The sequence below is a fragment of the Haloactinospora alba genome (genome assembly GCF_006717075.1).
GTDB lineage: Bacteria > Actinomycetota > Actinomycetes > Streptosporangiales > Streptosporangiaceae > Haloactinospora > Haloactinospora alba.
The window spans coordinates 529534-549603 of the sequence record NZ_VFQC01000002.1 but is presented as its reverse complement, the minus strand read 5'-3'; the positions used below and the strand labels follow the sequence as shown (position 1 = coordinate 549603).

Genomic DNA, 20070 nt, shown 5'->3' with positions numbered 1-20070 from the left:
GTTCATTGGTCCCTTCCGTCCAGAGCCTATGTGCCCAGCGGGGGTACCCGTCCGCGGGGGCGGGGAACGACGCGGTCGGCTGTGTCACAACCGCGTGGCGGCCCTGTCGGGGCTGCTCCACCGGCCGTCGGAGGCGGTGGTCCACGACTGCGGGATGGTGCGCAGGATGAGGTAGGCGTCGACGAGCCGCATCGGCAGGAAGAACAGTCCGTACACCAGGTAGCTCGGCCGGCGCCGGAGGGTAGCCAGTACGCAGGTGAGGATGTAGTCCGGGACGAGGAGACCGACCGCGACCACGGTCAGTGGGAGAGCGGCGGTCACCGCCTCGTAGCCGGCGGCGTACCACCCCAGGCTGAGCACCGCCCCGTCGGTGAGCACCGGGAGCAGGGTGAACACCGCCAGGCACGCCGTCGCCAGGAGCAGCAGCGCGACGAACAGGATCTCCAGGATGTAGCAGGCCAGGGCAACCCAGAACAGGCTCAGCCACGGACCGTGCAGCCGCACCGTCTGCCAGAACCCCAGGGTCCAGCGGCGCACCTGCTTGACGTAGTCGCCGAACGTGAACGGGTCCTGGCAGTAGGCCTTCGTCCCCGGGCGCATGGAGATCCGGCCGAGACGCTTGTGGTGGACCTCGAACGTCATGTTGAAGTCCTCGATGACCAGCCCCTTGGGGTTGATGTTCAGCTGCCGCAGCACACTGGAGCGGTACGCGCTGGCGAACCCGGGGACGATGGAGGTGACGCTGGTGTGGCGCCACGTCTGGCCGAACCGCAGCAGGTACTGCAGCATCCAGTACAGCCGGTCCCGGTAGGCTGAGATCAGCCGGCCTACCACGGTCCGCCCCGCCGGGTCCCAGTCGGCGACGACGAACCCGGCCACGGCGGCCACCTTCGGGTCGCTCAGTTGTTCCCGCACCCCGCGCACGTAGGCGGAGTCGAGTTCGGTGTCCGCGTCCAGCAGGACGACGCCGTCGTAGCGTTCGGTGAGTTCGAACGTCTCGATGGCCGCGTCGAGCGCGCCCGCCTTGCCGTAGTTGGTGAGCAGCTCCAGAACGTTCACCCCGGTCTCCGCGGCGATGTCGGCTGTTCTGTCCTGGGAGCTGTCCGACACCACGTAGACGTCCCGGCGGTGGAACAGCCGCAGCGCCGAGGAGATCGCGTCGGCGATGACGGGTTCCTCGTTGTGGGCGGGGATGATCACGGCCAGGGTGAGGTCCTGCGGTGCGGACGTGGTGGCGGGTGCCGAACCGCTGTCCGTTCTTCCCTCTGCCTCGGGACCGGCGGGGGTGCGGCGCGCTCTTCCCGAGTGGTGGCGCCCCCGTTTCCCGAAACGCCACGTCTGTCTCCGGTGTCTCGTGCGGTCGGCCAGGGCGCGCACCGAGTCGTCACCGAGGCGCACCATCCCGACCGTGGCCCACACCGTGATGTTGACGCCGAGCACCAGCCACAGGAACAGCGCTGCCAGGCCGGTCCCCCCGTCCACGCTGAGGACGAACCGCAGCCACTGCGTGACGAACACCACCAGGACGGCGAGCGCGAGCGCCGCACCTAGGCAGTTTCCGAGGAAATGTGCCGTACGCACCAGTCGTCCTCCAGAGTGCGTTTCTGCGGTGAGAAGAAGTGAAAAATCCTACGCATCAGCGGAAAATATCGAGGTCAAAGCATGTTTAGCACACCGACTCACGCAGGTCTTCCGAATCGCCACATATAGGCTTGCGGGTTACTTCCCCCCTTGATGCAATATAGCGGGAAGAAGAAACATACCAGCGCTGTACAAGGGTTTTTCGCATTCTGTGCCGATTGCAGCCGAATCCAGGAATCCGCTGGACACCGCGCCCTGGAGGGGCGTCCGAGGAGTGTCGGGCTCTTCCCCCGGACAACCGCACCGCTGTAGGAAGCGTCTCACGCACTCCGGGAGCACGCAGGAAACCACGCCGGGGAGGACGCAACGTGCGCGTCGCCATGCACCAACCGCACTACCTTCCGTGGCTCGGCTTCGTGGACAAAGTCGACCGCAGCGATGTTTTTATCCTTCTCGACAACGTGCAATACGAGCGTAAAGGATGGCAGAACCGCAACTACGTCGCTGCGAGGAACGGGCCCGTGCTACTCACGGTCCCGGTGGTTCAGCAGAGCCGCGGCGAACTGATTTCGGACAAAAAGATAGACAACACGCAGCAATGGAACGAAAAGCACAAGCGAACACTAGCGGAACACTGTTACCGAGGGGCGCCCTTCTGGGGACAGTTCGGAACGGAAATCCTGCGGCTGTACCAGCAGGAGTGGTCCAGCCTCACCGAGCTGGCCATAGCGACCACTCGGCTCGTCCTGGACGGGTTCGGCATCACGACGCCCCTCGTCCGCGCCAGCGAGCTCGGGGAGTTCCCCGGCCAGAAAAGCGAACTACTCGCCCAGCTCTCCGCGAAGGTGGGCGCCACCACCATGCTCTCCGGCGACGGGGCCCGCTCCTACCTCGATCTCGACATCCTATCCCGCTACGGGATCAGTGTGGAGTGGCAGGACTTCCACCACCCCGAGTACCCGCAGCACTCCCGCGGCCGCGACGAGTTCCTTCCCCGGATGGCGGCGCTGGACCTGCTACTGAACGCCGGCCCGGACGGCAGGGAGGTCCTGCGCCGTGCCCGCGCGTAGGCCCTGTCTGACGGGCGCTGTTCCGCCCCGCAGCACGCGGGGAGAAACCCGTACCCTCTCCCAGGGCCCACAACACCATGGCCGCCCGCTCCGGCCCGTCCGTTACCTCACATCCTTCTCTCCACCCAGACGGGATACGGCATATGATCGACTGGTCCAGGCAACGGCTGCTGATCCTCGCACCCCACCCCGACGACGAGACGCTGGGGTGCGGCGGGTTGATGCACAAGGCCAAAGCGGCCGGAGCGGAGGTCCACGTCCAGTTCCTCACCGTGGGGGACACCGCCGACAACTCGGCCGCGGGCTTCTCCAGCGCCCACGAACGCTACACGGAGATCAAGAGGGTCGCGGACCACTTCCGGTGGGACGGTTGGGACATCGCTTTCCCCGGCGACGAGTACCACCTCAAGCTCGACCGGCTCCCCCGCTTCGACCTGGTGAACACCATCGAACGGACCAGCCCCCTGTCCGTCGGGGCGCTGCGACCCACCGTGGTGTGCGCACCGCACCGGAGCAGCTACAACCAGGACCACCAGGTGACGGCGGAAGCAGCACACACCGCGCTACGGCCCTCGGACAGGCGGTCGCGGTACCACCCCCCACTGGTGCTGGCCTACGAGGAGGCCGCCGACCAGTGGCACTACGAGGCTGTGACCTCACCCGACCTGCTCGTGGAGCTCTCCGAGCACGATATCGGGGCCAAAACCTCGGCGATGCGGCTGTACGGGACACAAACCCACGAACACCCGCACACCAGATCCGAGCTGACATTACGCAGTCTCGCCGTCCTGCGCGGGATGCAGGGCGGAACCGCTCTGGCGGAGGGGTTCCACACGATGCGCTCGCTCGCGTGACCCGCTCTGCCCACCGGTTCCACCCGAGCCAAACCGCCCCGCGCCCGTCCGCGTCCGAGATAGGGGGAAACGTGAAAGCCCTTGTCACTGGAGGTGCCGGCTTCATCGGCTCGCACCTGTGCGACTATCTGGTCACCCACGGCCACAGCGTCGTCGCTCTGGACGACCTCTCCACCGGCCATGTCTCCAACATCGCTCACCTCACCGACGACCCGGCCTTTAGCATGGTCCAGGGGTCGATCCTGGACGCCGACCTGGTGAGGGAGCTCGTCGCCGAGTGTGACAGCGTCTTCCACCTCGCGGCCGCCGTCGGTGTCCACACCATCGTGGACCAGCCGCTGCGGTCGCTGCGCACCAACCTGCACGGAACCGAGAACGTGATCGAGGCGGCCGCCGCGCAGCGGGCGCGCTTCCTCATCGCCTCCACCAGCGAGGTGTACGGCAAGAACGACTCCGACGGCCTCACCGAGAACGACGACCGGATCCTGGGGTCACCGCTGAAGAGTCGGTGGTCCTACGCCGCGGCGAAAGGGCTCGACGAGCTCGTCGCGCACATCTACGCCACGGAGTCCGGACTGCCCTGCGTCATCACCCGGTTCTTCAACATCGTGGGACCGCGCCAGACCGGGCGCTACGGGATGGTGATACCGCGTTTCGTCCAACAGGCCCTGTCCGGGGAACCCATCACCGTCTACGGGGAGGGCACCCAGCGGCGGTGTTTCGGCTCGGTCTTCGACGTCGTACCCGCCATGGTCCAACTGCTGACCGCACCGACCGCGACGAGCACGGCGGTCAACCTGGGCGGCCGGGAGGAGGTGTCCATCAAGGGGCTGGCGGACCGCGTCCTCGAACTGACCGGCTCCTCCAGCGAGATCCGGCACATCCCGTACCAGGAGGCCTACGGCGACGGGTACGAGGACATGCAGCGGCGGATGCCCGACCTGTCACTGGCCAGCGAGCTCATCGGCTACGCGCCGCGGCGCGCCCTGGACGACATCATCACCTCGGTCGCCGCCCACGCCCGGTCCGCCCCGGCAACCGCCCCGTTGGAACACACACCCGCCGTGCCCGCTCAGGGCCAGTAGTTGCCGAACAGGACCAGGATGGACACCAACGCGACCCCGACCGTGGTGATCGCCGGAAGCACGCTCACCGGAAGGGACTGCCCCCGGCGCATCGCCCGCTGCACCCGCATCCACCGCCACGGCGCGTACACGGTGATGACGATGGCGAGAGCCGCGAGGCCGGTACCAACGGCCAGGTTCAGCCCCGGCCGCCAGTCCAGCGGCAACAGGTGCAGCACCGCCACCGCCCCGGCGATCAGCGCCAACGCCGTGCGTATCCACGCCAGGAACGTACGCTCGTTGGCCAGAGTGAACCGGTAGTCCGGCTCCGCGTCCTCGTCGTCGCCCGCTCCGGCACCTGGACGCGGCCCCACTGGTCACCTCCCGCACCCACGGCTACATCCACGACACAGGCATACTCGCCACAACAGCATACGCTGGCCTGGTCCGCCTGGAACGAGGGCCAACGCGAACCGGACACGTTCGTGGCCACGCGTCAGGAACAAAACGCGGGGACGTTGCCGCTCTACAGGGGAACGGGAGAACACCAAACGATCCGCACCCAGGAGAAACGCGTGGCAACCATCGAGCTCACCAAGGACAACTTCAACGAGACCCTGACCCAGAACGACTTCGTCCTGATCGACTTTTGGGCCGAATGGTGCGGACCGTGCAAGCAGTTCGCCCCTATCTTCGAGAAGGCGTCCGAGCAGCACACGGACCTCACCTTCGCCAAGGTCGACACGGAGAACCAGCAGGAGCTCGCCGCCAGCTTCGAGATCCAGTCCATCCCCACCCTGATGGTGGTGCGGGAACAGACCGTGATCTACTCCCAGCCCGGCGCCCTCCCCGAGGACGCCCTGGAGGACCTGATCAAGCAGGCCCGCGAGCTCGACATGGACGAGGTCCGCAAGGAGATCGAGAAGCAGCAGGCCGACGGCACGGCGCAGCAGGAGGAATGACCTGCGCCGTTCCCACGCCCGCGGGGGTGCGCTGCGCGCGTGTCCCCTGCCGGAGCTCGTGTCCGGCGCTACCGCCGGGACACCGGTGGGACCGGTGCGGCGACGCCGGCGGAAGCACCGCGGCCTCCCGAACGCTGTTCCCCGGGCGACGCAGCCGCTGCCCGAACAAACCCCGTGACCCGTGCGGCGGGCCCGTGCGTGACGGGCCCGGTAGACGGTCACAGGCGGTCGGCGCGCACACCGGCGAGGAACGACCGCCACTCGGACGCGGAGAACGACAGGTTCCCCTCCCGCCGATTCCGGGAATCGCGGACTGCGACCCCGGCAGCCGACTCCCGGACCTCGACGCAGTTACCGCCACCACCGTCGCTGTATGACGACTTGTGCCAGTCACGTTCGCGCATGATCCGTCTCCTCCCACACTCCATCGGCCCGGCTCACGCCGGACGATGCCTTCGCACGGTCCGGACGGCCCGGAGCGACGTCCCCGGACCGATCCCTCACTCGGCCAGGTTCAACTGCCAGGAGACCCCGAAACGGTCGTTCACCCAGGCGAACTTGGCGCTGAAACCGTAGGAGTCCGGCGGCATCAGCGTCTCGCCCCCGTCGGAGAGCGCGGTGTGGAGGCGGTCGATCTCCTCCTCGGTCCCGCACTGGACGAAGAGCGACATCGACGGGGTGAAACCGAACCCGTGGGACACGTGGCTGTCGATACACATGAACCTCTGTCCGGCGAGGGAGAAGCTGGCGTGCCACACGCTCCCCTCGGGGCCGGCCTCACCGGCGCCGTACCGGGTGATGTCGAGGATCTCGGAGTCCTCGAACAGGGACACGTAGAAGGTCATCGCCTCCTCGGCCGCGCCCTCGAACATCAGGAACGTCGTGATCTTCTGCGGCACCGTGGTGGCCATCGGGTCTCCCCTCGGAGGTCGGGAACACGAGCACCCCGCCATCATGCCCGGTGGCACTGACACTGGCCTGTCCGCCGCGCGGGTCCGAGCCGTCGTCCACCCGCCGCCACCGGGCTCCGCTCCGGTACCGCAGCGGAGCCCGATCCCAGACAGCCGCACGGAGTGTGCGGGCCGCGTCGGACACGCTGGTTCCGTCTTCCGTGGCGGCCCCCGGGCACGGCGGCGCGCACGTGCTCATGTCCCGTGGCCGTGCCCCGTGCGCCACGGGCCACGGCGGGGGTTACAGCCGGTCGGCGCGCACGTCGGCGAGGAACGCCCGCCACTCGGAGGCGGAGAACGACAGGTGCCCGTCCCGCCGGTTCTGGGTGTCGCGCACGTCAGTCCTAACAGCCGACTCCCGGACCTCGACGCAGTTACCGCCACCACCGTCACTGTGGTTGCTCTTGTGCCAGTCACGCTCGTACATGATTCGTTTCCCTTATACGCTCGATCGACGCGTCAGGCGACAGCGCCTCAGCCTGGAGGAGACCGAACACTGTACCGAGTTCAGCTATTTCCTGTGGCTTGGTTGCGCTACGCCCTCCGAGAGCATCTTCCAAAAAAGCTACCGCCCGGGAACCGTCCAGGCTCATCAGCCGGAAGGGTGAGCATAGTCCTGGATGACGGGGAAGGTTCGTTATCAACTGCAGTCGGATGGTACCCCGCTCAGCGAGCTCGATGAGCCAGTTCCGTTGTTCCTGCATGATCTTCTCATCCCCGACAGTACGGGAGATTGCCACCTCGTCTACGACGAAGCAGAGCAGGGGGCGGGTCTCACGAAGCTGTTTCAGACGTTCGGTACGAGTAGCAACAATCTGCTCTATCTGCTCGGGGGTGTCGCGGACCCGACGAGCAGAAACGAGGGAACGTGCGTAACTCGCTGTTTGCAACAGGCCAGGAATCAGAACCGAATGATACTCGCGGATCTCCTGGCTACGCTGTTCCATCAACAAGGCATCACGGAACTCTGCTGGGATGTGAGCGTCTTCCATGAGTTCCGCGCGATACTGACGCAACCGCCCTCCTGTAGCGAGAGCGTCATCTAATGCGTCCACTTTATCCCGACTTGGTGCACGTGTACCTTGCTCGTACTTTCCGATCAACTGGCGGCTAATAGCTGCTTTCTGCGCCAAGCTTTGCATTGTTTCACCAGAGTGAAGCCGTATCCGCTGCAACTCGGCGCCCCAACGTTTCCATCTCTCGTTGATGCGCTCCACCATGACGCAATTATGCTCCAATGGCGCTACATACCGCTACCGCTTCTAAGAAAAGCACAGATCTTGTAGCCCAACTAGCAGATCAACTGGTGTAGCGAGATACTGAAGTAGCAGAGCAAAAAGCCCCGGACGTGATTCTTTAGTAACAGCTGATCACGCCCGAGGCATCACAGAAGAGCCCCGCGAGTGACCTCACCACTCCGGGGCGAGCCACCGACTGACGAGGAGTCGATGACGGTGCCCCAGTTTATTCGCACCCTCGCGTCCCTGTGGACGCTGCTTGTGATGCTCGCCGTCGCCCTGTTCCCTCCTACGCGCTACCGGGATCGCTACGAACGTTCGATCCCACATGCCGCACCACTACCCGCGAGGCGAGGCACAGCCCGGCGGTTCACCGTTCCTTCGCCACGGAGTGGAACCCATGACCAAGCCAGGATCTCCTACCAGGACGTGGACAGCGGCATAGTTGCACCGGCCGCGTTTCCCGAACCCGAGCTGCTCGACCCGCAGGAGCACACCCCCGTGCGTCCGTATGTGACCGAGTTCGAGCGCCACCGCCAACAGCGGGAGGAACAGGGGGCCTGCCCGGCTTGCGGTGCTGCCCCCGCGCCTGAGTCTCCCGCCCCGCCGGTCTACGGCGACGGGTTGGACGACGTGCGCGCGGAGTTGTCCCCACTGGTGCGCCAATGGTTGGACCAGCACGAGGAGAACCGTGCGGAGGTGGTCCAGTGACGATCCCCGAGAACTGGCCCACGACCCTGTTGCGTCCCGGTGACGTGGCCGAAGCCTTCGGTGTGACTACTTCGACCGTCAACACCTGGGTACGCGAGGGGCGCCTGTCCCCGGCACTGGTCACCCCGGGCGGACACCGCCGCTTCCTGCCCCAGGACGTCCACACCCTGATGGCCACCATCCACCACCAGGACCAGGGAGGTGGCCAAGCGTGAACCTCACCCCCCACGAACGCCGCGAACTACGCGACCTACTGGAGCAGCTCACCCAGGCCATGGAGGGCGGCGCCCTGTGGCCCAACCAGATCCACGACACCCTGCAGGAACTCCACACCTGCGTGGACACCTGGCTCGGCGACGAAAACACCGACGACACCGACACCGCAATCCCGCCCCACTACGACCACTAACCCCCGCGCGGATCCCGCACCCAGCTTCTCGCCGGGTGCGGGATCCGCCGCTGGCGTCGAGATCGAGGAAAACCACGTATGCGCCCCGCGCCGACACGTGGACAACGACGATGTCCGTCGCTACCGGGGTTCAACGGCTTCCACCCGACCCGCACGGGGTCACGTCCGGGCCGTGTAGATCACGTCGGGCTCGCCGCGCGCCACGGGCACCTCGACCGCGGCCACCTCGCCGAACCGGGACCGCAGGGACGCCGCGAACCCGGGGGCGGGTGCGGCGCACCACCAGGAGGCCACGCCGTCCGGGGCGAGCACCCGCCGCACCAGCTCCAGCCCCCGCGGCTGGTACAGCCGGTCGTTGCCCTCCGTCACCGTCCAGTCCGGCCCGTTGTCGACATCCATACACACGGCGTCGAACGTCTCCCCCGCACCGGCGGCGGCCGTCAGGTGCTCCATGACGTCGGCGCACACCAGCTCGCAGCGCGGCTCATGCGGCAGGTTCCCGGCGACGTCGGCGAGCGGACCGTGGTGCCACCGGAGCACGGCCGGTTCCAGCTCCACCACCCGCACCCGCACCACTCGGGGGTCGTCCAGGGCTTCCCGGGCCGAGAACCCGACACCGAGCCCTCCGACGAGCACCCGGACCTCGTCCCGTCCGGACAGGGCGGACAGGGGCGCCCGGACCAGTTCGCGTTCCGAGGCGCCGCCACGGGTGTCCATCAGGAACACCCCGTTGCTGATCACCTCGTAGTCGCCGCCGTCACGCCGCAGCGCCAGCTCCCCGCCAGCCCGTGCCTCCTCCCGGGCGACCACGCGCGGGCGCGGCTCCTGCGGTAGCCAGTCGGCGATGTTGTCGGTGCTCATGTCCGGGTCCCTCCCACGGCCGCAACCGGGGGCCGAACCACGGGCGACGCGACCCGCCCCTGTCGCACCCGCCGACCGGGCGCGACAGGGCCGCCAGAACCGGTGGGACCGGGGTCACAACCGGCAGGCGTAGATGTCGGTCACGAGGATCGCCCGGGCTCCGAGCTCCCACAGGTCGTCCATGATCCGCTGGGCGTCGCGGCGCGGCACCATCGAACGCACCGCCACCCAGCCCTCGCGGTGCAGCGGGGACACGGTCGGACCTTCCATCCCCGGGGTGAGCGCCACCGCGTTGTCCAGCCGCTCGGCGTGGACGTCGTAGTCCATCATCACGTAGTCGCGGGCGAGGAGGACACCGCGCAGCCGCCGCAGCAGCTGTTCCACCTGCGGGTCGTCCTCCGCGCCGTGCTGGCGGATCACCACCGCCTCGGAGGTGAGGATCGGCTCCCCGAACAGTTCCAGGCCCGCGTTACGCAGCGTCGTCCCGGTGGAGACCACGTCGGCGACGGCGTCGGCGACGCCGAGCTCGATGGAGGTCTCCACCGCACCGTCCAGGTGGATCACCCGGGCGTCGATCCCGTTGTCCTCCAGATAGCCGCTCAACACGCCGGGGAACGAGGTGGCGACCCGTTTGCCCTGCAGGTCCTCGACCTTCATGGCGGAACCGCCCGGGGCGGCGAAACGGAAGGTGGAGCCGCCGAACCCGAGCGGGAGGACCTCGTCCACCGGGGCGCGGGAGTCGAGCAGCATGTCCCGGCCGGTGATACCGACCTGCAGGATTCCCTCACCGACGTAGACGGCGATGTCCTTGGGGCGCAGGAAGAAGAACTCGGTGTCGTTGTCCGGGTCGACCATGATGAGGTCGCGCGAGTCCCTGCGCTGGCGGTATCCGGCCTCGCTGAGCATGGCGCTGGCGGGGTCGGCGAGCTGGCCCTTGTTCGGTACGGCGATACGGAGCTGGTCCGGCATCAGAGGTAGGTTCCCTCCCAACGAGAATGGACGTGGTCACGAGCGTCAGCGACGCGGCCGGGTCCGGCGCGGAGCGCCGTTCCGGCCTAGAGATGCTCGTTCACGTCCTCCAGGCGCAGTCCCCGCGCCAGCATCAGCACCTGAAGGTGGTAGAGGAGCTGGGAGATCTCCTCGGCGGCACGGTCGTCCGACTCGTACTCGGCGGCCATCCAGGCCTCTGCGGCCTCCTCGACGACCTTCTTACCGATGGAATGGACACCGGAGTCCAGAGCGGCGACGGTTCCCGACCCCTCGGGGCGGGTGCGGGCCTTCTCGGACAACTCGGCGAACAGCTCTTCGAAGGTCTTCATCAGTTCTTCCCTCAGGCGACGTGCCCTTCCAGCCTAGGCGCACCCCGCCCCTGGTGGTGACGGCGGCCAGCACCGCAGAGCGCTACCACCGGGGCAACGGCCGGTCACACCACCCAGGTGCCGTCGCGCATCAGGGTCCGCCCCCGCATCTCGTCGGCCTCCCGCCAGGCCTGGATCCGCGAGGGAAACACCCGGTAGTAGGTGAACCCGCCCTCGGCCCGAGGGTCCCAGCCGTGTTTGTCCGCGAACGCGTCCGCGCACGCTCCCGGGTCGTCTCCCAGCGTGCCGCCGGCGCCCGTGATCATGACGACGTCGCGCGTCTCGCCCGCGGCCACGCGTACCGCGCGCCCCGCCGCGAGGTTGCGGGCGGTGGGTGTGGTCCCGGGGGTGGCGACGACGACGCTGCCCTCCCACCACAGGAAGGACAGCGGGACGAGGTGGGCGTCGCCGTCCGGGTCCGCGGTGGCGACCCACACGTCGGTGTCGTGGTGCAGCCTGGTCAGGGTGTCGTCCTTGCGCCGCTGGGCGCCGCGCGGTTCCGGGGGCATGGGGTCAGCGTAGGCGCCGGGTGACGGCGGCGGAAAGCCCCCGTGGCAGCACCCGCAGCAGCCCCGCCGCGGCCTTGTACTGCGCTCCCGGAACGACGCGGGTCCGGCCCGCGGCCCAGGCGCGCAGCGACTCCCGCACCACACGCTCCCTGGCGACGAACGCCGCGTCGGGCATCCCGCTCTCCTGCACCCCGCGTGTCATGTCGGTACGGACGAACCCCGGCAGCACAGCGGTGACGTGCACCCCCGAGCCGGCGACCTCCGCGGCCACACTCTCGCTCCAGGCCGTGACGAGCTTCTTCGTCCCGCCGTACAACGATCCGCCGGGGTTGGGGGACAGTTCCCCCGCCATCGAGGACACGTTGATCACCCCCAGGTGGCCGCGCTCGCCCGCGGCGCGCCGCGCCAGGTGCACCGGCAGTACCGCCCGTGCCAGGTGCAGCACCGCCCGAGTGTTCAGGTCGAGCATGGCGTCGACCCCGTCCGGGTCCTGCTCGGCGAACTCGCCGCCCTCACCACGGCCGGCGTTGTTCACCAGCAGGTCCACCGGGGCCTCCCCGTGGGGCTCGGCACCGTCGGCGCGCAGCCGGCGTGCGACTTTCGCCACACCCTCGGGGGTGCCGAGGTCGGCGACCAGGGGGGCGGCCGCGGCACCGTAACGTTCGCGCAGGTCAGCGGCGAGTTGGTCGACCAGCTCGGTGCGGCGCGCCACCAGTACGACGGCGTAGCCGCCCTCGGCGAGGACGCGCGCGTACTCCGCGCCGATGCCGCTGGAAGCCCCGGTTACGAGGGCTGTCTTGGAATACCGGAAGTCACTCATGCCGCCGCATGGTAGGCCCTGTCCAGTGGGGGTGGGGCCTGTCCGGTGGGAACGTGCCGCAGCCGCACCGTCCTCCCCCGCCGAGCGGAGGCGGACCGGGCCCGGCTCTCGGCCCCGGCCTCGGGCACCGGAGCGCGACACGGTGCCCCGCTGGCCCAGCGCGCGGCCGACAGGCATTACCGTTCAGCCATGGCAGCGACACAGTTCTCTTCTGAATCCACACGTCCTGAGCAACGGTTGCGCGAAGCCGGGCGCGACGCCGGACTGTTCGTCCGCCAGGCGTTGCGCACGTTCCGGGCGACCGGCGCGATCCTGCCCAGCGGTTCGAGCCTGGCCACCACGCTGTGCCGGTTCCTCGACGAGCGCCACCCGCCGGACGCCCCGCTGTCCATCCTGGAGGCGGGCGCCGGAACCGGGGCTGTCTCCCGCGTCATCGCCGCGCACATGCGCAAGGACGACACGGTGGACTTCGTCGAGTCCAACCCCGAGTTCGCGGGGCGGCTGGCGGAACTGCTGGAAACCGACCCGGAACTCTCCCGGGTCGCCGACCAGGCGACGGTGCACGCCGAGCTGGTCACCGAACTGGGGACGGACCGGCGCTACGACGTCATCATCTCCGGCCTCCCGTTCTCCAACTTCACCGCGGCGGAGGTCCGCGAGATCCTGGAGTACTACTCCACGGTGCTGCGTCCCGGTGGGCACCTGTCCCTCTTCGGTTACCTGTACACCAAACCCGTGAAGGCGGTCGTCGCCCCGCGCGAGAAGTACCTGCGCCAGGTGCGGGCGAACTGGGTGCTGGAGGAGTGGGTGAACAGCTACGGAATCGACACGGAACGGGTACTGGCCAACGTCCCTCCCGCCTGGGTGTACCACCTGCGCCAGCCGGAGCGGGGCTGAAACCGCCGTGTGCGAGGAATAGCGGCCCGCGCGGCGCGGTTGCCGCCAGCGTCTGTGAGCGAGAAGCGGGAACAGGAGAAGCTATGCGGGCTATCGGCCTCACCGCGTTCGGCGGTCCCGACGTGCTGAAGACCCTCGACCTGCCGGACCCCCAGCCGGGTCCCGGCGAGGTGCGGGTGCGCGTCCGGGCCGCGACGGTCAACCCCTCGGACACCGCACTGCGCAGCGGCGCCTTCGCCCAGTTCATGAACGACGTCCAGCCGCCCTACATCCCGGGTTGGGACGCCGCTGGGGAGATCGACGAGGTCGGGGAAGGCGTCGACTGGCAGGTCGGCGACCGGGTCATGGCGGTCGTCCTGCCCATCGGCCCCAACAAGGGCGCCTACGCGGAGCGGATCGTCGCCCCGGCCGAGTCGGTGGCGCGGATCCCGGAGGGGGTGGGCTACCCGGCGGCCTCCACGCTGCTCATGAACGGGCTCACCGCCCGGATGACACTGGACCAGCTGGCGCTGCAGCCCGGACAGACCCTGGGGGTGACCGGCGCCGCCGGCTCCTACGGCGGCTACGTGGTCCAGCTCGCCAAGGCGGACGGGCTGCGGGTCGTGGCGGACGCCGCCCCCACGGATGAGCCCCTGGTCCGCCAGCTGGGCGCGGACGTGATCGTGGAACGCGGTGCGGACGTGGCGTCCCGCGTTCGGGAACAGGTGCCCGAGGGCGTGGACGGTCTGGCCGACGGTGCGGTGCTGGGCGCCGACGCGCTTCCCGCCGTGCGCGACGGCGGGAGACTCGCCCAGGTGCGGCCGTTCACCGGCGAGACCGAACGCGGCATCACGGTGCACTCGGTTTTCGTGGGGGACTACCTCACCCGGCAGGACAAGATCGCGCAGCTGCAGCGGCTCGCGGCGGACGGGGCCCTCACCCTGCGGGTGGCCGAGACCTTCCCCGCGGAGCAGGCGGCCGAGACCCACCGCAGGCTCGAGGCCGGCGGCGTACGAGGACGCCTGGTGCTGGAGTTCTGATCCGGCACTGTTGACCGGAGGAGCCGGACCGAAACCGGGAGCACCTCAGAGCCGAATCCCGCCACCGGTCACACCATGGCCCACACCGAGCAGCGGTGCCCCGCCTCGCGGGGCACCGCTTTTCTTCGTCCCGCACCTGGCCCGGAGCGTTCCTCTTCCGGGGGCAGGACCCCGCATTCGCGCTGTGCACCAAGCGGAAGAAATTCCCCTTTCCAAGATCCGGACAAGGAAAAATGTTTTTTCTGTCCCGCCGAAAATTATTTTCCGAGAGCACATCAAACATGACCTTGCTCTCATTCACCGCGCGGGGCAAATTATTGCCATCCGCGCCGCGCCGGCATAGTTTCTTCACGGATCGGGATTTACCGCACAGCGGAATTCCCCGGAAGAAAAAGCTATCCCCCGTGGTGGAGGAACCAATGCCGAAGAAGCGCAGTATCGCCACCAAGCTCACCGGTGCCGGTGTCGCGGGCGTCGCCGCGGCGATGGTGCTGGGAACCGCTCCGGCCCACGCGGACGGGGCAGAGGTCCAGCCGCAAGGAGAACTCGGCAGCCAAGGAAGCACCGCCCAACAGGACTGGCTCGACGACCCGATCGTGGTTCCCAACCCCCAGACCTCGGTCTCCTACCAGTTCCACCGCGGAACCGCCCAGGTGCGGTTCGGAACGTACAACGGCACCCAGTACGGCTGGGGCCGGGCGATCGGCGCTTCGGGTAGCGACTGGGTTCTGTTCGAGGTGGACACGGACGGGGACCGGAGCGGGGACCTGGCCTCCTACGCTCACATCGGCGAGCGCATCTACACTTACGGATATCCGACCTCATCCTCCGGCAACCGCGCGTTCCGCGCGTGCATCGTGAACCAACCGGGGGACAGTTGCTCCTCCGGAAACAACGGAACATACTGGTGGTAATTCTGGGTTCCACAAAGAAAGAACCAGAAGGAATACTGCCATAATTCTGTTCTGGGTGTCCCGGGAAGACCACCGGCCCACCCAGAACCATCCTCCCCTTGGAAGTTCGTATTCCGCAGCATCACGCTGACAGGGCCCCTCTCCCCGAGCACCTCCAGAAGTGTCTTTCCCGCGGTCTCGCGCGACCCGGCGGCCGCGTGCGCGTCTCCCCCGGGATCCGACGCGGACGCACCGTCGCCCCCGTTCGGCGGCATCCCCGTCCGAAATCCCGGTCTCGGCGCCACCAGCAAGGCCGAAATCCACCATGCGGCTCCGGCGTCCAGCGACCCGAACGCGGACCGCGCCGGTCCCCGCTTCAGGACCCCGGGCTCAGCGACATGCTCCCGGGCAGCGCGTCGAAGGCTTCCGCCACCCGGTTGAGGAGGGCGGCGCGTCCGTTGTCGGGCGCGCCGCCGGGTTTGTCCGCCAGCCAGTTCTTCCCGCCGCAGCGGAAAGCGGACAGGGACATCTCGGCGAGGAGGGGGAGGCGGACGTCCGCGCTGCTGTCGGTGCCGAACCTGTTCTCCAGTTCCCGCAGCAGCCGCGTCTCGGCGTCGTGGGAGGCGCTGGCGTGGCGTTCGCGCAGCGCGGGGGTGCGCGCCGCCAGTAGACGGGTCCGCAGCAGCCGGTCGAACCACTCCTCGTCCATACCGCGCAGCGCGGACAACACCGCGTCCCGGAGGCCCTCCAGGGCCGTACCCCGGATCTCGCGGCGGACGAACTCCTCCACCCACGCGTTCCACAGTTCCGTCTCCGCCGCCAGGGCCACGTCCTCCTTGGAGGAGAAGTAGCGGAAGAAGGTGCGCATCGAGACCTCGACCTCGGTGACCAGCTCCTCCAGCGTGGTCTCCTCGTAGCCCCTGTCACGGAAGAGACGCAGTGCCGTGTCCGCAAGCGCGCGGCGGGTGCGCCGCTTCTTGCGCTCGCGGAGGGGCAGGTGGGTGTCCGCATGAGGTCCTGTGCCCGACGTCATCGCCGGTCAGGATACCCAAAAACAATTTCACGCACTAACTTTAGCTCATTGGGATCATATGCCTGTTGATAACTTATGCCAGTTACTGGCACATTGTGGGTTATGGGCGGCACGATGCCTGCCACGCCCCGCAGAAGAAAGGTGACCGACCATGGCGGACAGCACCACCGACGAGCGCGCGCAGGCCCTGGGCGAGCAACTGATCACGGCGCACGACGAGTTCCGCGGCGAACTCGCCCGCCTCCGGGAACAGCTCGACAGCTTCCTCGCGGGCGGCGGTTCCGCGGACACCCCAGCGCCTCCCGCGCTGGACCACCAGCTGCGCACGAACTGCCTGTCCTTCTGCGAGCACCTGCACGGACACCACACCGCGGAGGACACCCGCCTGTTCCCCTACCTCGAGGAGCACTACCCCGACCTCGCCCCCGCTATCGCCCGGCTGCGCGACGAGCACGGCACCGTGGGCCGCCTCCTGGGCGACATCCGGACCCTGCTGGAGGAAGCGGCCCAGCACGACCCCGCGCGCGTCCGGGACGAGTTCCGGCGGCTGTCCACCGAGCTGGAGGAGCACCTGACCTACGAGGAGGAACAACTCGTCCCCACCCTCAACACCTTTCGTGGGAACCCGTTCTGAGCCGGACGAACCACGCGGCGGGAACCATCGGATCAGGAGGAGATCCAGGCGCCCAGCACCGAGGCGGGCTGCGTCGCGAAGAAGAACACGACGACGAGCAGGCTCGGGACGAGGCACAGCCACGACAGGCGCACCGCCCGGCGCGCCGCCGACAGCTCCCCCGAGGCCGCCTTCCGCCAGGCGTCGCAGGCGAACCACACCCCGGCGATCGCGGTGGGAAAGCAGGTGAGGATACCGACGATGTTGGCCACCATGGGGACCAGAGCGACTGGTTCACGCCGCTGGCCGGCTGTTCGGCCTCCCGGCACGGCCTCTCCTTCTCCGAGTCGCGGCTCACGGGCCGGGTGGCAGCATACACACCCGACCGCACGCCGGGAACCGCGTCGCCGCGCCGGTCGCGTTGGGGGCGGAGCCGAACCAGACAGGACGGTGCGGTACCAGGGTCACCGGTTCTCATTGTCGCGCGCGGTTTCGACGGCGAGGGAAACGAAGGCCACGCACAGCAGCACGTCGAGAACGACGCCGCCGACGGTGAAGCCCTTGAGGATCCCGCTCGCGTGTCCTGCCATCGGCAGGATGCACAGGAAACGGACCACCCCCACCGTGCGCGTCAGCAGCAGTCCCACCGCCAGCAGCAGCCAACCGAGGTTGTCGGTCCATGTCAGCGCGTAGGCGATGCTGAACCGGGGATAGATCTCCTCGATGAGGTGTGTCGCCAACGCTTCGCCGCTCACCTCGCTGAGCCGGAAGGCGAGGTAGTTGACCCCCTCGTAGAAGGAGTTCACGAGCAGGCCGACGATGGTGAGCGCCCCCACGGCGCGCCCCAGCCACGGCCGGCTTCGGGCGATCCGCGCCGCCAACGCTACGAACGCCGGCCACAGCATCAGCAAGCCGAGGAACCACAGCGAATACGCCCAGAACAACCGGCCGGGACGGTCTCCGTGGGCAGCGATCTGGTCGGGAAAGTAGAAGTGGAAGGGGGCTTTCAGCAGTTCCCCGGCCAACAGCAGCACAGGCGCGGTGGCGAGGGAGATCCCGCTCAGCCACCGGCCCGGGAACCCCTCCGGGAGGCGGGCACCGCCGTGTTCCGGGCCGTCCCTGCGCAGCAACCGCATTACTCCCCGTTCCATGGCTGAGAGGTCCCCGGACGGACGCCGGCGGATCCGGACCGCGTCAGGATACTGCTCACCAACCCCGAGTCGACCTGCCGTCTCTGTTCCCGGAACGAATGCGGCTACTCCTCCACTGAACTCCCGTGATTCCCCGTGGCCGTCCGGCCAATCGGCGGGGCTCCAGCCGTGCCTCCCCCGCGGTGGGCAACCGCCTGTGACCGGGTGCCCCGACAAACACGCGGCAGATACCCCGCCCACCGCAGCGGTGCGGCCGGGAGCCCGCTCAGCGAAGCGCCCGAACGACCGCTGTGCAGGTGGAGGTGACCGCCTCAGTGCTTGAAGTGCACGAACAGACGGCCGAAGTTCTTGGCACGATGCACTTGCCGCGGCGGTCCGACAGTTAGGTCCTGTTTAAGAAGTCCGGCTTGTCCTGCTTCTCCGGCATGTCGGGGCTGCGCATGAGCGAGGTCTCCGGTAGATGGGACAACGACCAAGCAGCCCATCTACACGGAGACCTCGGTGGCCAGGGTATCGATCGGAGGACGCAACGATCTCACCGACAAGCAGTGGCGCGTGCTCGAACCGCTGCTGCCCGCCAGGAGCGGACGCGGAAAGCCGCCCATATGGAGCCGCCGCCAACTGCTGGACGGCATCCGCTGGCGCACCCGCATCGGCGCGCCCTGGCGCGACGTGCCCGAACGCTACGGCCACTGGCAATCGGTCTACCACCTGCTGCGGACCTGGCAGCGCGCCGGGATCTGGACACTGATCGCGGCGAAACTGCGGGCCTGGGCCGATACGGCCGGGCTCATCGACTGGCGGGTCTCGGTCGACTCCACGACGTGCCGGGCCCACCCCCACGCCGCCGGCGCCCGCCGCACCCCCTACGACCAGGTCGAACCGCCCGGGGACGAACCCCGCGACCACGCACTGGGACGCTCGCGCGGCGGGTGGGGCACCAAGCTCCACCTCGCCGGAGAGCAGGGCCGCAAACCCCTGGCGGTGGTGGTGGGCGCCGGCCACCGCGGCGACAGCCCGCAGTTCGCGCGAGTGCTGGAGCGCATCCGCGTGGCCCGCCCGGGGCCAGGGCGCCCGCGCACCCGGCCCGACCGCGTGCTGGCCGACAAGGCCTACTCCTCCCGGAGCAATCGCGCCTACCTACGGCGCAGGAAGATCCCCGCGACCATCGCCGAGCCCGCCGACCAGCGGGCCCACCGCAAAGCCCGGGGGTCGGCGGGCGGCCGGCCGCCCGCTTTCGATGCCCGGGCCTATCGGGACCGCCATGCGGTGGAGTGCGGCGTAGGGCTGCTCAAGCAATTCCGCGCGGTGGCCACGCGCTACGACAAGCTCGCCCTGCGCTACGAGGCCACGGTCCACATCGCCGTGATCGACATCTGGCTACGCGACCTCGCAACAACACCTTCTTAAACACGGCCTAGGGCACGCGCGACCGCCCAACTACCTCCGCCCGCACCGTCACCCCAAGCCAAGGAGTCGCATCAGTGCGCGCTCGGTCTGCAGCATCGTCACCTCGTCCACCCTGCCGAGCTGGCGAGCCAACCGCTTTTGGGACACCGTACGGATCTGGTCCACCTGGATGTACGAAGTGTGGTCGAGCCCGGCACCGGTGACCTCAATCGAGGTGGGAACCGGCCGCCGAGTACTGGTGATAGGGAGAATCACCGCAAGACCAGAACGGTGGAAGGGATCCACCGAGATGATGACCGCCGGACGATAGAACCCCTGTTCGGGACCGGTTGGCTCCCCGAGGTCGCAGAGGTAGGTCTCACTGCGCTTCATCGGGCCGTCCATCGACGTCGATTCCGTCTGCGAGCGTCGCGGCGTACCGCTCGGCCTCTGCCTGCGCCTCCGAAACCTTCTCCGGATCGCTGTAGTAATCGGCGAACGGCTGCCAGAACGCCTCCTCCTCAGCCTGGCGGAGATCGTGACGCACCAGGTCAATGAGGTACTTCGCCAGTGACACCCCTTGTTCCTGGGCACGCCGACGAGCGGCCTCCGCCAGCCCTTCCTCCACTCGGGCCTGCAGCGTAGTCGTCATACACTCATGCTACACCATGTGCATGCACTTATGCAT

Annotated in this window: 28 protein-coding genes; 12 read left to right on the top strand and 16 right to left on the bottom strand. The window is 68.3% G+C overall.

Translation table 11 applies throughout. The features are described from left to right. Positions 1-84: 84 nt before the first annotated feature. A complete protein-coding gene (locus FHX37_RS20205; protein WP_141925774.1) occupies positions 85-1581 on the bottom strand; it encodes a glycosyltransferase family 2 protein in 1497 nt (498 codons plus the stop codon). Positions 1582-1949: 368 nt separating this feature from the next. On the opposite strand from FHX37_RS20205, the gene FHX37_RS20200 reads away from it, so the two are divergent. The 3 genes from FHX37_RS20200 to FHX37_RS20190 all read left to right on the top strand — a co-directional run bounded on the left by FHX37_RS20200 (position 1950) and on the right by FHX37_RS20190 (position 4590). After that, a complete protein-coding gene (locus tag FHX37_RS20200) occupies positions 1950-2651 on the top strand; it encodes a WbqC family protein (protein WP_141925773.1) in 702 nt (233 codons plus the stop codon). Between the two features lie 143 nt (positions 2652-2794). Beyond that, positions 2795-3505, top strand: coding sequence for a PIG-L deacetylase family protein (locus tag FHX37_RS20195; RefSeq protein ID WP_141925772.1), 711 nt, complete (start codon positions 2795-2797; stop codon positions 3503-3505). A gap of 71 nt (positions 3506-3576) precedes the next feature. Beyond that, positions 3577-4590: an NAD-dependent epimerase/dehydratase family protein gene (locus FHX37_RS20190; protein WP_141925771.1), complete on the top strand. Its 1014-nt coding sequence runs from the start codon at positions 3577-3579 to the stop codon at positions 4588-4590. Here the strand turns inward: FHX37_RS20190 and FHX37_RS20185 are convergent. Beyond that, positions 4578-4943 (bottom strand): YidH family protein, encoded by a 366-nt coding sequence (locus FHX37_RS20185; protein ID WP_141925770.1) that lies wholly within the window; start codon positions 4941-4943, stop codon positions 4578-4580. The genes FHX37_RS20190 and FHX37_RS20185 overlap by 13 nt on opposite strands. A gap of 201 nt (positions 4944-5144) precedes the next feature. Here FHX37_RS20185 and trxA point away from each other — a divergent pair, with 201 nt between their 5' ends. Continuing rightward, entirely contained in the window at positions 5145-5531 is a 387-nt protein-coding gene (trxA, locus tag FHX37_RS20180; protein ID WP_141925769.1) for a thioredoxin, read from the top strand. A gap of 218 nt (positions 5532-5749) precedes the next feature. Here trxA and FHX37_RS20175 read toward each other — a convergent pair whose 3' ends face one another. The 4 genes from FHX37_RS20175 to FHX37_RS20160 form a co-directional block, all read right to left on the bottom strand. After that, a complete protein-coding gene (locus FHX37_RS20175) occupies positions 5750-5935 on the bottom strand; it encodes a DUF397 domain-containing protein (protein ID WP_141925768.1) in 186 nt (61 codons plus the stop codon). A 96-nt stretch (positions 5936-6031) separates the two neighbouring features. After that, on the bottom strand, positions 6032-6442 hold the full coding sequence (locus FHX37_RS20170) for a VOC family protein (protein ID WP_141925767.1): 411 nt from the start codon (positions 6440-6442) through the stop codon (positions 6032-6034). A gap of 280 nt (positions 6443-6722) precedes the next feature. Further along, the gene (locus FHX37_RS20165) at positions 6723-6908 is read right to left on the bottom strand and encodes a DUF397 domain-containing protein (protein WP_141925766.1); all 186 of its coding nucleotides are present in this window, start codon (positions 6906-6908) and stop codon (positions 6723-6725) included. Then, the gene (locus FHX37_RS20160) at positions 6895-7701 is read right to left on the bottom strand and encodes a helix-turn-helix domain-containing protein (RefSeq protein ID WP_141925765.1); all 807 of its coding nucleotides are present in this window, start codon (positions 7699-7701) and stop codon (positions 6895-6897) included. Before FHX37_RS20160 ends, FHX37_RS20165 begins: the two co-directional genes overlap by 14 nt. Before the next feature lie 234 nt (positions 7702-7935). Between FHX37_RS20160 and FHX37_RS20155 the strand changes: the two genes are divergently transcribed. From FHX37_RS20155 to FHX37_RS20145, 3 genes are read left to right on the top strand one after another with little or no spacing between them, the layout of a single operon-like run. After that, positions 7936-8430, top strand: coding sequence for a hypothetical protein (locus FHX37_RS20155; protein ID WP_141925764.1), 495 nt, complete (start codon positions 7936-7938; stop codon positions 8428-8430). Then, positions 8427-8645: a MerR family transcriptional regulator gene (locus tag FHX37_RS20150; RefSeq protein ID WP_246062463.1), complete on the top strand. Its 219-nt coding sequence runs from the start codon at positions 8427-8429 to the stop codon at positions 8643-8645. Before FHX37_RS20155 ends, FHX37_RS20150 begins: the two co-directional genes overlap by 4 nt. Next, positions 8642-8839: a hypothetical protein gene (locus FHX37_RS20145; protein ID WP_141925762.1), complete on the top strand. Its 198-nt coding sequence runs from the start codon at positions 8642-8644 to the stop codon at positions 8837-8839. Before FHX37_RS20150 ends, FHX37_RS20145 begins: the two co-directional genes overlap by 4 nt. 159 nt (positions 8840-8998) lie before the next feature. Here FHX37_RS20145 and FHX37_RS20140 read toward each other — a convergent pair whose 3' ends face one another. The 5 genes from FHX37_RS20140 to FHX37_RS20120 all read right to left on the bottom strand — a co-directional run bounded on the left by FHX37_RS20140 (position 8999) and on the right by FHX37_RS20120 (position 12387). Then, a complete protein-coding gene (locus FHX37_RS20140; protein WP_141925761.1) occupies positions 8999-9700 on the bottom strand; it encodes a spermine/spermidine synthase domain-containing protein in 702 nt (233 codons plus the stop codon). A 114-nt stretch (positions 9701-9814) separates the two neighbouring features. After that, positions 9815-10669 (bottom strand): ATP phosphoribosyltransferase, encoded by an 855-nt coding sequence (gene hisG / locus FHX37_RS20135; RefSeq protein WP_141925760.1) that lies wholly within the window; start codon positions 10667-10669, stop codon positions 9815-9817. Positions 10670-10755: 86 nt separating this feature from the next. Further along, positions 10756-11019 carry a phosphoribosyl-ATP diphosphatase gene (locus FHX37_RS20130; protein ID WP_141925759.1) on the bottom strand — a complete coding sequence of 88 codons (264 nt, stop codon included), beginning with the start codon at positions 11017-11019 and terminating at the stop codon, positions 10756-10758. A 104-nt stretch (positions 11020-11123) separates the two neighbouring features. Then, positions 11124-11567: a pyridoxamine 5'-phosphate oxidase family protein gene (locus tag FHX37_RS20125; protein ID WP_141925758.1), complete on the bottom strand. Its 444-nt coding sequence runs from the start codon at positions 11565-11567 to the stop codon at positions 11124-11126. Between the two features lie 4 nt (positions 11568-11571). Beyond that, complete coding sequence (locus tag FHX37_RS20120; protein ID WP_141925757.1) at positions 11572-12387, bottom strand: SDR family NAD(P)-dependent oxidoreductase; 816 nt, start codon at positions 12385-12387, stop codon at positions 11572-11574. A 189-nt stretch (positions 12388-12576) separates the two neighbouring features. Here FHX37_RS20120 and FHX37_RS20115 point away from each other — a divergent pair, with 189 nt between their 5' ends. From FHX37_RS20115 to FHX37_RS20105, 3 genes are all read left to right on the top strand, one after another. Further along, complete coding sequence (locus FHX37_RS20115; protein WP_141925756.1) at positions 12577-13284, top strand: class I SAM-dependent methyltransferase; 708 nt, start codon at positions 12577-12579, stop codon at positions 13282-13284. Positions 13285-13367: 83 nt separating this feature from the next. After that, on the top strand, positions 13368-14303 hold the full coding sequence (locus tag FHX37_RS20110; RefSeq protein ID WP_141925755.1) for a quinone oxidoreductase family protein: 936 nt from the start codon (positions 13368-13370) through the stop codon (positions 14301-14303). A gap of 419 nt (positions 14304-14722) precedes the next feature. Further along, positions 14723-15217, top strand: a complete 495-nt coding sequence (locus FHX37_RS20105; RefSeq protein WP_141925754.1) for a hypothetical protein — start codon at positions 14723-14725, stop codon at positions 15215-15217. Between the two features lie 355 nt (positions 15218-15572). On the opposite strand, the gene FHX37_RS20100 is transcribed toward FHX37_RS20105, so the two are convergent. Then, complete coding sequence (locus FHX37_RS20100) at positions 15573-16229, bottom strand: TetR/AcrR family transcriptional regulator (protein WP_141925753.1); 657 nt, start codon at positions 16227-16229, stop codon at positions 15573-15575. Positions 16230-16380: 151 nt separating this feature from the next. Here FHX37_RS20100 and FHX37_RS20095 point away from each other — a divergent pair, with 151 nt between their 5' ends. Beyond that, entirely contained in the window at positions 16381-16863 is a 483-nt protein-coding gene (locus FHX37_RS20095) for a hemerythrin domain-containing protein (RefSeq protein WP_141925752.1), read from the top strand. Between the two features lie 32 nt (positions 16864-16895). Here FHX37_RS20095 and FHX37_RS20090 read toward each other — a convergent pair whose 3' ends face one another. After that, the gene (locus FHX37_RS20090; RefSeq protein ID WP_141925751.1) at positions 16896-17171 is read right to left on the bottom strand and encodes a hypothetical protein; all 276 of its coding nucleotides are present in this window, start codon (positions 17169-17171) and stop codon (positions 16896-16898) included. A gap of 135 nt (positions 17172-17306) precedes the next feature. Further along, complete coding sequence (locus FHX37_RS20085; protein WP_141925750.1) at positions 17307-17993, bottom strand: hypothetical protein; 687 nt, start codon at positions 17991-17993, stop codon at positions 17307-17309. Between the two features lie 501 nt (positions 17994-18494). Here FHX37_RS20085 and FHX37_RS20080 point away from each other — a divergent pair. Then, positions 18495-19403, top strand: a complete 909-nt coding sequence (locus tag FHX37_RS20080) for an IS5 family transposase (protein WP_141921537.1) — start codon at positions 18495-18497, stop codon at positions 19401-19403. Between the two features lie 48 nt (positions 19404-19451). Here FHX37_RS20080 and FHX37_RS20075 read toward each other — a convergent pair whose 3' ends face one another. Together FHX37_RS20075 and FHX37_RS20070 are read right to left on the bottom strand one after the other, a co-directional pair. Further along, the gene (locus tag FHX37_RS20075; RefSeq protein WP_170181652.1) at positions 19452-19775 is read right to left on the bottom strand and encodes a type II toxin-antitoxin system PemK/MazF family toxin; all 324 of its coding nucleotides are present in this window, start codon (positions 19773-19775) and stop codon (positions 19452-19454) included. Beyond that, positions 19762-20034, bottom strand: coding sequence for a hypothetical protein (locus tag FHX37_RS20070; RefSeq protein WP_141925748.1), 273 nt, complete (start codon positions 20032-20034; stop codon positions 19762-19764). The genes FHX37_RS20075 and FHX37_RS20070 overlap by 14 nt, the downstream gene beginning before the upstream one ends. Between the last annotated feature and the right edge of the window lie 36 nt (positions 20035-20070).